This window comes from Niallia sp. 03133 (assembly GCF_052663225.1).
This window is the reverse complement of the sequence record NZ_JBQTCY010000004.1, coordinates 90,479-104,768: the sequence shown is the minus strand read 5'-3', so window position 1 is coordinate 104,768 and position 14,290 is coordinate 90,479. Positions and strand designations below refer to the sequence as shown.

Sequence of the window (14,290 nt, the reverse complement as noted above, 5' to 3'; positions counted from 1 at the left end):
TTAATCACCAAAATAGAAAACAACAGGAAAAAACACGCAGAAGAACTGGGGGTGAGGAAGATGTTTTTAAAAAGGTTGGACGTAATAGGATTTAAATCTTTTGCTGACCGGATTTCTGTAGATTTTGTACCAGGGGTAACTGCGGTTGTTGGTCCGAATGGAAGTGGAAAAAGCAATATTACCGATGCGATTAGATGGGTTCTGGGAGAACAATCAGCAAGATCACTAAGGGGCAGCAAAATGGAGGATGTAATTTTTGCTGGAAGTGATACACGAAAAGCTGTGAATTTTGCAGAGGTATCTTTAACATTAGAAAATGAGGATCATTTTCTTCCGTTGGATTTTCATGAAGTAAGTGTAACAAGAAGAGTATTCCGTTCTGGAGAAAGCGAATTTCTTATTAATAAACAAACTTGCCGATTAAAAGATATTATTGATTTATTTATGGATTCTGGTTTAGGAAGAGAAGCATTTTCCATTATCAGTCAAGGGAAAGTGGAAGAAATCTTAAACAGTAAAGCGGAAGAGCGCCGTTCCATTTTTGAAGAAGCAGCAGGTGTTTTAAAATATAAAACAAGAAAAAAGAAAGCGGAAAGCAAGCTGGTCGAAACAGAGGAAAACTTAAATCGTGTAAACGATATTCTGTTTGAATTAGAAGGCCAAGTTGAACCGCTTAAGATCCAAAGCTCCATTGCAAAAGATTATCTAGAGAAAAAAGAAAATTTGGAACAAATCGAAGTAGCACTAATGGTTTACGATATTGAAGAAGCACATAAAAAATATGAACAAGTCTCAAAACAGTTGACAGCGTATAAAGAAGATGAATTAAAGCTGTCTTCCTTGCTGCAAGGGAAAGAAGCAAAAATGGAAGAAACAAAAAACCATATTGCTGCACTAGATGAATCAATTGACGAACTTCAACAAGTGCTACTGCTGGCTAGTGAAGAGCTGGAGAAGTTAGAAGGAAAAAAAGAAGTTTTAAAGGAAAGAAAAAAGAATGCAACTCAAAACCGTGAACAGCTCGAAAAAAACAGATATGAGCTGGAGTTAAGGGTGAAGGAACTAAAAGCAGAAAAAAGCAATCAGCTCCTATTAGTAGAAAAGCTTCAAGCAGAAACGAAAAAAATTAATGAATCACTAAAGAAACATGATACAGCACTTCATTTATTTAATGAGAATTTAGAAGAAAAAATTGATACATTAAAAAGTGATTATATTGAGCTTTTAAATGAACAGGCAGCAGTTAAAAATGAAATAAACTATATAAAACAGCAGCTGGAAAATTATGACCGGCGGACAATGCAGCTGGAAGCAGATAATGCAAAATACACGACGGAAAGACAGGAAATACAAGAGAAACACCAAGCAATGATGCAAAGGCAGAAGCAGCTGTCAGAAGAACTGGATCTTGTGGAGGCTTCATTGGCGGAAAAGCAAGCGTCCGTTCATGATATACAAGAAAAGCTGCAAAAAATTGAAAAATCAATGTATCAATCATATCAATTTGTTCAACAGGCAAAATCTCGAAAAGAAATGCTGGAAGAATTAGAAGACGATTATGCAGGGTTTTTTCAAGGGGTTAAAGAGGTTTTAAAAGCGAGAGGCAAATCATTAGACGGAATTCATGGTGCAATTGCGGAGCTAATGCAAGTACCGAAAAAATACAGTATTAGCATGGAAATTGCCCTTGGAGGAAGCATGCAGCATATTGTGGTGGAAAGCGAACAAAATGGACGTCATGCAATTTCTTTTTTAAAGAAAAACAATTTTGGCCGTGCTACCTTTTTGCCAATGAATGTAATAAGGGGAAAATCACTGGCTGAATCACAGCTTCGTTTAATCCAAAATCATTCATCTTTTGTTGGAATTGCGGCAGATCTTATTAGCTGCGATTCCAAATATACGGATATTATGCGCAATTTATTAGGTAATGTTGTAATTACAAAAGATTTAAAAGGCGCCAATGAAATGGCGAAGCTTTTGCAGTATCGCTCACGATTCGTTACTTTAGAAGGGGAAATTGTGAATCCAGGCGGTTCCATGACAGGTGGTGCCATCAAACAAAAAAGCGCTTCTATTCTAACCCGTAAAGGGGAGTTGGAAGACTTAAAAGCAAAGATTTTTGAGATGGAAAAAACCTCCCTAAAATTAGAAGACCAGCTAAAAAAGGGGAAGCACACGCTGCAAATAGAAGAGGAAAGCTTGGAAAAAATTCGTGTTCATGCAGAGGATCTTCGTTTTCAAATGCAATCAAGAAAAGATGATTTAAAGGAAATAGAATTCGAAGAAAGAACAATGAATGAAAAATTATCTTTGTATGACCGCAATAAAGCAGACTTTATTCAAGAAAATCAAACATTAAAAAGCAGGCAAGATGAGTTAATCCATTCGTTGGAAACAATGAAGCAAAAAATTGCACAAGTGGATCAGGAAATAGCGATTTTAACAGATAAGAAAAATAAACAAAACTTATCGAAAGAAACGGTTGTAAAAGAAATGGGAGAATTTAGGGTGCAATTTGCTGCTATAAAACAGCAGTTGACACATGAAGAAGAGAGGCTTTCCCTTCAAACAAAAGAATTAAAAGAAAATGAAGAAAAATGGGCAAATGTAAAAGATGATTTAGAATTGTTGTCTTCTGAAATGACGACAAGCCATTCTGGGGAAGAATATTTAGAAAGTGCTGCCGCCCAAAAGCTAGCAGAAAAAAATGAAACGATTAAGCTTATTTCCATTAGGCGGGAAGAAAGACTTGAACTGCAGATGACAATGGAAGAATTGGAACTGGATACAAAGGAACAGCGACGTATTCACCGTGGATTAGTACAGGCTTTAAATGATGAAGAAGTAAAATTGAATCGCATTGATGTGGAGCTGGATACTAGACTTTTGAACCTTCGCGAAGAGTATATGATGACATTTGAAGGAGCAAAAGAAGAATTTCCTTTGACAATTGAAGTTGATGAAGCACGCAAAAAGGTCAAGCTGATAAAATTAGCGATTGAAGAATTGGGAACGGTCAATTTAGGTGCGATTGAAGAATACGAAAGAATTTCCGAGCGCCATGACTTTTTGCTAGAGCAAAAAACAGATTTAGAAAACGCTAAGGATACTCTCTACCAAGTGATTGATGAGATGGACGATGAAATGAAGAAAAGATTTGAGCAAACATTTAATGCAATAAAAGCTCATTTTGAACCGGTATTTCAAGCATTATTTGGTGGAGGACGTGCTGATCTGCGTTTAACTAATCCTGAAGATCTTTTAAACACAGGCGTTGAAATTGTCGCTCAGCCTCCGGGGAAAAAACTTCAAAACCTAGGGCTTTTATCAGGTGGAGAAAGAGCATTAACTGCGATAGCACTATTATTTTCTATTCTAAAGGTTCGTCCAGTGCCATTTTGTATTTTAGATGAAGTGGAAGCAGCTTTAGATGAAGCAAATGTATTCCGATTCAGTTCTTATCTAAAGTCTTACAGCAGTGAGACTCAGTTTATTGTTATTACCCATCGAAAAGGCACAATGGAAGAAGCAGATGTACTTTACGGTGTTACCATGCAGGAATCTGGTGTTTCCAAATTAGTATCTGTTAGATTAAGCGAAATGGACAGCCTTGTTGCGAACTAACCAATCTTTTCGGCACTGATATCCTGTTGTCTTTTAGATAAATGGATGCTAAAAGAGTCACAGGACAACTGCAGAAAAACTGCCAATACACAGATTATCGCACATAGGAACGTGCAAGATAAAAGAAACTTCCATATTAATCAAATTTGTGCCATGACGCATGAAAAGAAGCAGTCTCCCTGTTTTTTAGCGCAGAGCAGCCGCCGGCATATACACGAAGACTCCTATGGGATTAGCGGGACAGCTGAGACCCCACAGGAGTGCTAGCGACGAGGAGGCTTGGCGCCGCCCCATGGAAAGAGAAGTGTATGCCGGCTGCGGACTACTCACAAGAACATCACACTTTTCAGGGTAGCCTATTAATAAATTAGACCAGTCTGTATGGCAAAGATCAAAGGAGCATGAACTTTTCAAAAAGTATTAGAATTTATCAATTCACGTTAGATTACTTTTTAGCTTCAGCGCCTAGCCCCTTGCGAAAGATAACCTCCGGAATCTAAACATAAAGGAAACTTTGAGTCCAGAGAACATTATTCTTCCAGATTGAACAAGGTGTTTGAGCTTTACAGAAAAGGTAAGGAAGTATATTTTTTTGAACTTAATCAGTGTCTAGCTCCAGCGCCTACTGCCTAACGTACTTCAGGACCCCTCCCTACGATAAGTCAACATCGATTCGCTATCGCTCGTCGTGTTTCCTTTATCTCAGTCGAAGTCCTTCCGAAGTACAGGATGTATAAGTGCCGATGTTGCCACAGGAAGTGGCGAACTTAATCGGCCAGTCCGTATGGCAATAATCAAGGTGCTTGCGCTTTTCTAAAGAAAGAAGGGATAATATGAGTTTTTTTAAAAAGTTAAAAGAAAAAATGTCGCAGCAGACAACTGCTGTTTCGGAAAAATTTAAAGATGGCTTATCGAAAACAAGAAATAACTTTTCGGAAAAAATGAATGATCTTGTTTCACGCTATAGAAAAGTAGATGAAGATTTCTTCGAAGAACTGGAAGAAATTTTAATTGGTGCGGATGTTGGCTTTGACACGGTGATGGAGCTAATTGATGAATTAAAAAAAGAAGTAAAGCGAAAAAATATCCAAGATCCAAAAGAAGTACAATCTGTTATTTCGGAAAAACTTGTCAGCATTTATGAAAATGGCGATGATTCTTCTTCAGCTATTAATGTGCAAAAGGATGGATTGACGGTAATTCTATTTGTTGGGGTAAACGGTGTTGGAAAAACGACAACAATCGGAAAACTTGCCCATCAATATAAATCGCAAGGTAAAAAGGTGCTGTTGGCTGCTGGCGATACTTTTCGGGCAGGCGCCATTGAGCAGCTTGAAGTATGGGGTGAACGAGTAGGAGTTGAAGTCATTAAACAAGTAGCAGGGTCTGATCCAGCAGCAGTAATGTATGATGCTGTGCATGCAGCGAAATCACGTAATGCAGACATTTTATTATGTGATACTGCTGGCCGCCTGCAAAATAAAGTGAATTTAATGAATGAGTTGGCAAAAGTAAAAAAAGTAATTGAAAGAGAAATTCCAGGAGCTCCTCATGAAGTATTATTAGTGCTGGACGCAACGACAGGGCAAAATGCGCTTGTGCAGGCTAAGACATTTAAAGAAGCGACCAATGTAAATGGCATTGTCTTGACTAAATTAGACGGAACAGCAAAGGGCGGCATTGTATTAGCGATTCGCAATGAACTCCATATTCCAGTTAAATTAGTAGGATTAGGAGAAAAAATGGATGATCTGCAGCCATTCGATCCAGAAAAATATGTATACGGATTATTTTCTAATTTAGTGGAAGAAACAGAAGAATAAAGGAAACTTAAAATGGGTTTCTTAATGCACATTGATGTGCAGTTATCCTATTGCTTAAAAGCTGATTGCAGATAGATGCAGTCAGCTTTTTTATGGTTATAAGTTTAAGAATAACCCTTAAAAGTTATTGTTTTTTTGTTGATAAAAAAATAAAAAAGGAACCATACTAAAAACAATAAAAATGTTCTTAAGGAGTAGATCTTAATGTTTATTGAAATCATTGTTATATCGGTTATCGTATATGGTATTTTTCTTGCTGTAAAAGGTCATAAAATACAATATCATGCATTTTCAAAATTAGGAGCAACATTGAAAAATCGAGAGTGGGTTCAAAAAGAATCAGAGCAACTTCTAACAACGGAAGAAGAAGTTCTATTTTTAACTAGTTTATCCGGCATTAGAATGAAAATTATTGGAGTGTTATTAATCGCCATTCCATGCAGTCTACTAATGTTGCTGAATATGTTCTAAATAGAAAATAAATGGATGGAAGAATAGAGGTTTATCCATAACAGCAGAGTGTAGCCCTATCCTTTTCTAATCCTCTTTGTTTGTCCACACCTCTACATATTTGTTTTATCCATTCAACTCTAACATCTAAATTTCAGTAACACATTGTTGCTCATTTCAAAATAACGTAAATTTCCCCATAGCTTTGTAAAGATAAAATCTTGACATATAATGATATACTGTGTAGAATAATCGATGTAAAGGCTTTTGACTTAACATGGGGGTATTTTCGATGCTTGAAAAAACAACACGAATGAATTATCTTTTCGATTTCTATCAGTCGTTGTTGACACCAAAGCAACGAAGCTATATGTCTCTTTATTATTTGGATGATTATTCTCTTGGTGAAATTGCCGACGAATATGATGTAAGTCGTCAAGCAGTGTATGATAATATTAAACGTACAGAAACCATGCTTGAGGAATATGAGAATAAATTATTACTCCTTCAGAAGTTTCAAGAGCGTACAGTACTTTTTGCGCAAATGAAAGAGTTGTTAAAAAACGATACTCCTTCGGTTTCAGCGTTGCAGAAAGCAATATTCGAGCTGGAGAAATTAGATTAAGGAGGCGGCATAATGGCATTTGAAGGTTTAGCTGACCGACTGCAGAATACGATTCAAAAAATTCGCGGAAAAGGGAAAGTAAATGAAGCGGATGTAAAAGAAATGATGCGTGAAGTCCGACTTGCATTGCTGGAGGCGGACGTTAACTTTAAAGTTGTTAAAGAATTCGTAAAAAAAGTTAGTGAACGAGCAGTTGGACAAGAAGTGCTGAAAAGTTTAACTCCTGGGCAGCAAGTTATTAAAGTAGTAAAAGAAGAGCTGACTGAATTAATGGGGGGAGAACAAAGCAAAATTGCTGTTTCCAATCGTCCTCCTACGGTTATTATGATGGTTGGATTGCAAGGGGCAGGAAAAACCACCACTACCGGAAAGCTCGCTAATTTGCTGCGCAAACAATACAATCGAAAACCACTCCTTGTTGCGGCAGATATTTATCGCCCAGCTGCAATTAAACAGCTGGAGACATTAGGAAAACAGCTTGATTTCCCTGTGTTTTCTCTAGGTGATCAAGTTAGCCCTGTGGAAATTGCCAAACAAGCTATTGCAAAAGCAAAAGAAGATCATCATGATTATGTTTTAATTGATACAGCAGGTCGTCTTCATGTTGACGAATCTTTAATGGATGAATTAAAACAAATCAAAGAGCTTTCAAAACCAGATGAAATCTTTTTAGTTGTGGACGCAATGACAGGACAAGACGCGGTAAATGTTGCAGGCAGCTTTAATGAGCAGCTTGGACTTACTGGTGTTGTGTTGACAAAATTAGATGGTGATACTCGAGGCGGAGCAGCACTTTCTATCCGTTCCGTTACAAAAACACCGATTAAGTTTGTCGGTCTGGGAGAAAAAATGGACGCTTTAGAGCCATTTCATCCAGAACGAATGGCTTCCCGTATTCTCGGAATGGGGGATGTTTTGAGCTTAATCGAGAAGGCTCAGTTGAATGTGGATGAAGAAAAAGCGAAAGAGCTTGAAAAGAAAATGAAAAATGCTTCATTCACTTTAGACGATTTTCTTGATCAGTTAGGGCAAGTAAAAAATATGGGCCCGCTAGATGAACTCTTGAAAATGATGCCTGGAGCGAATAAAATAAAAGGTTTAAACAATCTCCAAGTGGATGAAAAACAAATTGCTCATGTGGAAGCGATTATTCGTTCAATGACCATGAAGGAAAAAGAACATCCAGAAATTATCAATGCGAACAGACGGAAGCGCATCGCTAAAGGAAGCGGAAGAAGTGTACCTGAAGTAAACAGGCTGTTAAAGCAATTTGATGATATGAAAAAAATGATGAAGCAAATGACCAATATGGGTCAAAAAGGAAAGAAAAAAGGCGGCTTTAAATTGCCTTTTAATCCATTCTAAACAAGGAAAAACCGCAAGATTTGGTGATTTTGAACAGAATGTAGAGTCTGACAAGAAAAAACACTTTACAAACTCGTAAACAATTGATAATATACTATCTTGTGTGAAACTATTCGGAGGTGCAATTTTAAATGGCAGTAAAAATTCGTTTAAAACGTATGGGAGCAAAAAAATCTCCTTTTTATCGTATTGTAGTAGCAGATTCTCGTTCACCACGTGATGGACGTTTCATTGAAACAGTAGGAACTTACAATCCAGTAGCAGAGCCTGCTATCGTGGATATTAACGAAGAAAAAGCGCTACAATGGTTACAAAATGGTGCAAAACCATCTGATACAGTTCGTAACCTTTTCTCTAACCAAGGTATTATGGAAAAATTCCACAATATCAAAAACGGCAAGTAATTAGTACTGGTAAATGAAAGAGCTTATAGAAACGATTGTTAAGCCCCTTGTTGATTTTCCAGATGAAGTTACGGTGCATGTTACGGAAGAGGATAATCGAATCATTTGCTTGCTTTCTGTCAACAAAGATGACATGGGAAAAGTAATTGGAAAGCAAGGGCGGGTTGCTAAGGCAATTCGAACGGTTGTTTACGCAGCAGGATCATTACAACAGAAAAAACTAATTGTCGAGATTAGTGAGTAGAATAAAGGAGGAGGGGAAACCCTTCTCTTTTTCTAATAAGATAAGAAAGTATAAAATTTTTCAACTTAGATTAGTGTCTAGCTCCAGCGCCCTATCGACTACAACGCTTCCCTCACCTCGTCTACGATAAGTCAACATCGAATCACTACGTTCTTCGTGTTTCCTTTATCTCACTCGATTCAGTCCAGCTTATTCCGTCGATGAGCAAGGGCGCTTGCGCTTTTCTTGTAGTATCAGAATTTTTGTGTTTTACATTAGATAAATGTCTAGCTTCAGCACCCAGCGTCTATTGAACTTCGCTCTCCTCCTTACGATAAGTCAACATCGAATTGCTTACGCTCCTCGTGTTTCCTTTATCTCATACGGAGTCCTTCAGTTCATACGTCGCTATACGGGCGCTTGCACTTTTCTAGGAGGAAGGAAATGAAAATACTTCAATCCGTCTCAGTTAAGCAAATTTTAACAGAAGCAACTAAAGAAAAATTATTAGAAAAATATAAGCAAAAGTTAATGGAAATTGAAAAGGAATGCCAGCAGCTCCGGTTTGAAGAAAAAAAACAATTGCATAATTTGCAGTTGTCTCCTAATAAAATAAAAAACTATTATAGCAATGAAATAAAAAAAAGACTAAAAAAAAAGCAAAGCATGGAGTTCCTAGTGGATCAAATACATATACTACCATTGGGCAGTGAGCTGAAAGAAGAAGAAGTAACCGCGTTAGTAGAGGTTAAACCAGGAGATGATTGGAATGATGCTATTTCTTCTAAAACAATTATCATAAAAGATGGAGTAATAGATGAAATACGTTAGAGGTGATAAAAATGGAAAAATGGTTTAATGTAGGAAAAGTTGTGAATACTCATGGAATAAAAGGGGAAATTCGTGTTATTTCACGTACAGACTTTCCGGAAGAAAGGTATAAAGTAGGCAATCCTATTTATTTTTTTCAATCAGATAAAGCAGTGCCGATGCAATTAACAATCAAAAGCCATCGTGTACATAAAAATTTTAATTTATTAACATTTGAGGGATATGATAATGTTAATAATATAGAATTTATGAAAGGTGGTTTATTAAAAGTTCCAGAAAGCTTTTTAGGTGAACTGCCGGAAAATGAATATTATTTCCATGAAATAATCGGCTGCTCAGTCCAGACGGTAGATGGAGAAGAACTTGGTGTCATTACTGAAATACTTACTCCAGGAGCCAATGATGTTTGGGTCATTAAAGGGAAAAATAAAAAGGAATTGCTTATTCCATATATTGAAGAAGTGGTAATGAAGGTAGATGTAAAAGAAAAAATCGTCATTATTGAGCCAATGGAAGGGCTGTTGTCTTAATGAAAGTAGATGTACTGACACTTTTTCCAGAAATGTTTGAAGGAACCTTTAACAACTCTATTCTAAAAAAGGCAAAAGAAGCAGAAAAGGTTCATTATAATGTGGTGAACTTTCGGTCCTATTCGGACAATAAGCATCAATCGGTAGATGACTACCCGTATGGGGGAGGAGCAGGCATGGTTTTAAAGCCTCAGCCTATATTTGATGCTGTAGAATTATTAAAAGAACAGAGCAATACATCGCCCCGGGTTATATTAATGTGTCCTCAAGGCGAAAGATATACACAAAAAAAAGCAGAAGAGCTTGCTCAAGAAGACCATCTGATTTTTATTTGCGGCCATTATGAAGGGTATGATGAAAGAATAAGAGAACATTTAGTCACCGACGAAATTTCAATCGGCGATTATGTGTTAACAGGCGGTGAACTTGGAGCTATGGTTATAATTGATAGTGTGGTTCGCCTTTTGCCGGGAGTATTGGGAAAGGAAGCTTCACATGTTAATGATTCATTCAGTACAGGTTTGCTTGAACATCCCCATTACACTCGTCCTGCAGATTTTAGAGGAATGAAAGTTCCTTCCACATTGCTTTCTGGAAATCATGCACATATTGAGGAATGGAGAGAAATAGAATCTCTTCGAAGAACAATCGAAAGACGCCCTGATTTGTTAGAGAACTATCCGCTAACTGAGAAACAGTTAAAACTAATAGAAGAAATTAAGAAAAGCAATGATTAGTTATTGATGTTGTTGTTTTTTTATGTTAAGATATCACTTGTGGCTTAATCCGAGATTTATCGGAAAAAGTCTTAAAATGATGTTCCGCTGCAGGGTTTAATGGTAAGTGCAAGAGCGTCTGTTGGAAGGAGTTGAAAACGATGCAAAAATTAATAGAAGAAATCACAAAAGAACAACTTCGTTCAGATCTTCCTACGTTCCGTCCTGGTGACACTGTACGTGTACACGTGAAAGTTGTCGAGGGTACTCGTGAGCGTATTCAGGTATACGAAGGTGTTGTGATTAAGCGTCGTGGTGGTGGAATTAGCGAAACTTTTACAGTACGTAAAGTTTCTTACGGAGTAGGCGTTGAACGTACTTTCCCTGTTCATACACCAAAAATTGCGAAGCTTGAAGTTATTCGCCGCGGTAAAGTTCGCCGTGCTAAACTTTACTACCTACGTAACCTACGTGGTAAAAAAGCTCGTATTAAAGAAATTCGATAATTGTTACCAAAAAGGGGCTTGTTCCAGCAACAAGCCCTTTTTTACTTTAATGAAACTATTAATAAAACAGAATTAACGGAAGTGGGCTACATTCAACTCAGGATGTACAAGTACCGATGGTAACTGCAGACCTGAAGGATGCAATATAGTCGATAGTCCATTTTTAGACCACTTAATCAATCAGTCCGTGCATCAATAAACAAGGCACTTGCGCTTTTGTTTTTATAACATTATTGAAATTTTACTTCACCCTATCGTTTCGATTAAAATAGTAGTGGAAAGAAGATTGTTTTTTTCGCAAAACCGATTATGTATATGCATTCAGGAAAAAGTGATAGACTGCATCTATAGTTGGAAAGAAACGTATGAAGAATGGTCTTCAATACGAATAACAAGGATTGGTGAACAAGATGGCAAAGAAAAAGAAAAATGAAGCTTGGGAATGGGGCAAGGCACTGATAATTGCTGTGCTTCTGGCATTTGTAATACGATATTTTTTATTTGCTCCAATTGTTGTGGATGGAGAGTCCATGATGCCTACACTACATAACCAAGATCGAATGATTGTAAACAAATTAAATTACAAAATCAGTGCACCGAAACGTTTTGATATTATTGTCTTTCATGCACCGGAGGGAAAGGATTATATTAAAAGAGTAATTGGGCTGCCTGGTGATTCTGTCGAATACAAAAATGATACATTGTATGTAAACGGCAAAGCATACGAGGAGCCATATTTAGATGAATATAAAAAGCAGGTTACAGATGGTCCTTTAACAGAATCATTTACTTTAGAAGAAAAAACCGGCCGTAAAACAGTGCCGAAAGGGGAACTGTTTGTAATGGGTGATAATAGAAGGGATAGCAAGGACAGCAGACATATCGGCACTATTCCTTTTGAGAAAATATTAGGAAATACAAGTGTTATTTACTGGCCAGTATCGGACATAAAAATAATTAAATAAATAGACAGTCATTAAGAGAACCGCTTATTTTAATCGAAGGTTTTGAGGTGGATGGGACAAGTGTCTTTTATTGACCAAAACTCTTTTCAAAAGACAGTTTTCTAAAAGTTTGTTACTTTTAATTAGTTGAAAAACCTTTTAGAAATACTGAGCATCCTAAATACACGTAGACTCTCAGCACAGATTAGCGAGACAGGCGAGAAGAAAGCAGGAGTGAAACGACGTAGCGGCTCGAGGCTCGCCCCGTGAAAAAGCGAAGGGTATTCACCTGTGGGTTAAATAACAACAATCTATACGAATAGAGCCTTTCAAAAGTTATTTTTCCTATGAATGCACTTAGATTTATAGTTAAGCAAGTTAGTAATAGAGGTGATAATTTTGACAATACAATGGTTTCCTGGGCATATGGCAAAAGCAAGAAGACAGGTGACAGAAAAACTTAAGCTAGTTGATATTATTTTTGAACTAGTGGATGCTCGTATACCGCAATCATCCCGAAACCCGATGATTGATGAAATTATTCAGCATAAACCAAGATTAGTGCTGTTAAATAAGGCAGATATGGCAGACAAAGAGAAGACGAAAGAATGGATCCGATATTTTCAAAACAAAGGGATCAAAGCCTTGGCCATTAATTCACAAGCTGGTGTCGGAATGAAAGAAATTACGGCACTTGCAAAAGAAGTGTTAGCTGAAAAGTTTGAGCGCATGCGTGCAAAAGGAATTCGGCCACGTGCCATTCGAGCTATGATAGTCGGCATTCCAAATGCAGGGAAATCAACACTGATCAATCGATTAGCTAAAAAAAATATCGCAAAAACCGGCAATACTCCTGGCGTGACAAAGGCACAGCAATGGATTAAGGTTGGAAAGGAATTAGAACTTTTAGATACACCTGGAATTCTTTGGCCAAAATTTGAAGATCAAGAAGTTGGTTTGAAGCTAGCATTAACTGGAGCCATTAAAGATACTATTTTAAATTTGCAGGATATTGCAGTTTTCGGATTGCGCTTTTTGGAAAGGGAATATCCAAATCGTTTAAAAGAAAGGTTTCAGCTGGAAGAAATACCAGAAGACATAGTAGAACTTTTTGATAAAATCGGACATGTGCGCGGATGTTTAACAGGTGGAGCCATTGTTGACTATGATAAAGTGACAGAATTGGTCATTCGTGAAATAAGAGGAGAAAAACTAGGACCTCTTACCTTTGAAAATGCTGCTGATATGGAAGCGAAGCAGGAAACAAATGGCTGAACAAATAAGAGGGGGGTCTTGATCATTGTATGTTCATGATCCCTTTTTTTGTCTAATAGGGAGAAGCTTAGTACCATGCGTTTAGAATGCAAAAAAGCTGCCGATATAAAGTAAACCTTCCATCAGTGGGGGTTTTACTGCCCGTTAAGAGTGGGATAAATAGAAAGAGGTGTACGAGGGAAATGAAAGCAGCAACAACAAAAGAAATAAAAGATAAATTAGAAAGGATTTTAGATATAAATGATCCTTTTATTCAAGAAATAAAGCAGGATGGAAGAAAAGGCGTTCAAAACCTTTTTAAAGCTTGGCAGAACAAGCGAGAGAAGGAACGGGAACTTCATCAGCGATTTGTAGAACTTAATACATATGAGAATCAACTAAGAAGCCAAGGCTTTTCCTTTATAGCTGGAATTGATGAAGTAGGGAGAGGCCCGCTTGCCGGTCCAGTCGTAACGGCTGCAGTTATTCTGCCGGAGACTTTTTATTTGCCAGGCATAGATGATTCTAAAAAATTGTCGGAAAAAAAGAGAGAAGAATTTTTTGGAAAAATTCAAGAAGAAGCAGTTTCAATAGGAATCGGAATGATCCATGCAGAAGAAATTGATCAACTAAATATTTATGAAGCAACAAAAAAAGCGATGCTGCAAGCAATAGCCAAATTAGCTGTAAATCCGGATTATTTATTAATTGATGCAATGAAATTAATCACCCCCTATCCAAGCCAATCCATCATTAAGGGTGATAGTAAAAGCGTTTCTATAGCAGCAGCAAGCATCGTAGCAAAGGTAACTCGTGACAAAATGATGAAAGATTTAGATAAAGATTATCCTGCCTACCATTTTGCAAAAAACATGGGCTACGGAACAAAGGAGCATCTAGAAGCACTGGAAAAAGAAGGAATAACAAGCTACCATCGCAAAAGTTTTTCACCTGTAAAAGAAATGACGTTATCAATAGATAAATAAGGAGGG

14 protein-coding genes are annotated in these 14,290 nt (G+C 37.2%); all 14 read left to right on the top strand.

Features of this window, described 5'->3' with window-relative positions; all coding sequences use genetic code 11:
* Nucleotides 1-60: 60 nt before the first annotated feature.
* The 14 genes from smc to ACTYBU_RS06875 all read left to right on the top strand — a co-directional run bounded on the left by smc (nucleotide 61) and on the right by ACTYBU_RS06875 (nucleotide 14,284).
* Nucleotides 61-3,627 (top strand): chromosome segregation protein SMC, encoded by a 3,567-nt coding sequence (smc, locus tag ACTYBU_RS06940; RefSeq protein WP_445488306.1) that lies wholly within the window; start codon nucleotides 61-63, stop codon nucleotides 3,625-3,627.
* Nucleotides 3,628-4,460: 833 nt separating this feature from the next.
* Nucleotides 4,461-5,450 carry a signal recognition particle-docking protein FtsY gene (gene ftsY / locus ACTYBU_RS06935; RefSeq protein ID WP_445488304.1) on the top strand — a complete coding sequence of 330 codons (990 nt, stop codon included), beginning with the start codon at nucleotides 4,461-4,463 and terminating at the stop codon, nucleotides 5,448-5,450.
* A 204-nt stretch (nucleotides 5,451-5,654) separates the two neighbouring features.
* A complete protein-coding gene (locus ACTYBU_RS06930) occupies nucleotides 5,655-5,921 on the top strand; it encodes a hypothetical protein (RefSeq protein WP_445488302.1) in 267 nt (88 codons plus the stop codon).
* Nucleotides 5,922-6,192: 271 nt separating this feature from the next.
* The gene (locus ACTYBU_RS06925; RefSeq protein ID WP_445488774.1) at nucleotides 6,193-6,525 is read left to right on the top strand and encodes a putative DNA-binding protein; all 333 of its coding nucleotides are present in this window, start codon (nucleotides 6,193-6,195) and stop codon (nucleotides 6,523-6,525) included.
* A gap of 12 nt (nucleotides 6,526-6,537) precedes the next feature.
* The gene (gene ffh / locus ACTYBU_RS06920; RefSeq protein ID WP_445488300.1) at nucleotides 6,538-7,890 is read left to right on the top strand and encodes a signal recognition particle protein; all 1,353 of its coding nucleotides are present in this window, start codon (nucleotides 6,538-6,540) and stop codon (nucleotides 7,888-7,890) included.
* A gap of 131 nt (nucleotides 7,891-8,021) precedes the next feature.
* Entirely contained in the window at nucleotides 8,022-8,294 is a 273-nt protein-coding gene (gene rpsP, locus ACTYBU_RS06915) for a 30S ribosomal protein S16 (protein WP_443481432.1), read from the top strand.
* Nucleotides 8,295-8,307: 13 nt separating this feature from the next.
* Nucleotides 8,308-8,538: a KH domain-containing protein gene (locus ACTYBU_RS06910; RefSeq protein ID WP_445488298.1), complete on the top strand. Its 231-nt coding sequence runs from the start codon at nucleotides 8,308-8,310 to the stop codon at nucleotides 8,536-8,538.
* 423 nt (nucleotides 8,539-8,961) lie between these two features.
* Entirely contained in the window at nucleotides 8,962-9,348 is a 387-nt protein-coding gene (locus tag ACTYBU_RS06905; RefSeq protein WP_445488296.1) for a YlqD family protein, read from the top strand.
* Nucleotides 9,349-9,359: 11 nt separating this feature from the next.
* The gene (gene rimM / locus ACTYBU_RS06900) at nucleotides 9,360-9,878 is read left to right on the top strand and encodes a ribosome maturation factor RimM (protein ID WP_445488772.1); all 519 of its coding nucleotides are present in this window, start codon (nucleotides 9,360-9,362) and stop codon (nucleotides 9,876-9,878) included.
* The gene (gene trmD / locus ACTYBU_RS06895) at nucleotides 9,878-10,615 is read left to right on the top strand and encodes a tRNA (guanosine(37)-N1)-methyltransferase TrmD (RefSeq protein ID WP_445488294.1); all 738 of its coding nucleotides are present in this window, start codon (nucleotides 9,878-9,880) and stop codon (nucleotides 10,613-10,615) included. The genes rimM and trmD overlap by 1 nt, the downstream gene beginning before the upstream one ends.
* A gap of 140 nt (nucleotides 10,616-10,755) precedes the next feature.
* Nucleotides 10,756-11,100 (top strand): 50S ribosomal protein L19, encoded by a 345-nt coding sequence (gene rplS, locus ACTYBU_RS06890; RefSeq protein WP_445488292.1) that lies wholly within the window; start codon nucleotides 10,756-10,758, stop codon nucleotides 11,098-11,100.
* Nucleotides 11,101-11,510: 410 nt separating this feature from the next.
* The gene (gene lepB / locus ACTYBU_RS06885; RefSeq protein WP_445488290.1) at nucleotides 11,511-12,065 is read left to right on the top strand and encodes a signal peptidase I; all 555 of its coding nucleotides are present in this window, start codon (nucleotides 11,511-11,513) and stop codon (nucleotides 12,063-12,065) included.
* Nucleotides 12,066-12,443: 378 nt separating this feature from the next.
* Entirely contained in the window at nucleotides 12,444-13,319 is an 876-nt protein-coding gene (gene ylqF / locus ACTYBU_RS06880; RefSeq protein ID WP_445488289.1) for a ribosome biogenesis GTPase YlqF, read from the top strand.
* A gap of 182 nt (nucleotides 13,320-13,501) precedes the next feature.
* Nucleotides 13,502-14,284, top strand: coding sequence for a ribonuclease HII (locus ACTYBU_RS06875; protein WP_445488287.1), 783 nt, complete (start codon nucleotides 13,502-13,504; stop codon nucleotides 14,282-14,284).
* The last annotated feature ends 6 nt before the right edge of the window (nucleotides 14,285-14,290 follow it).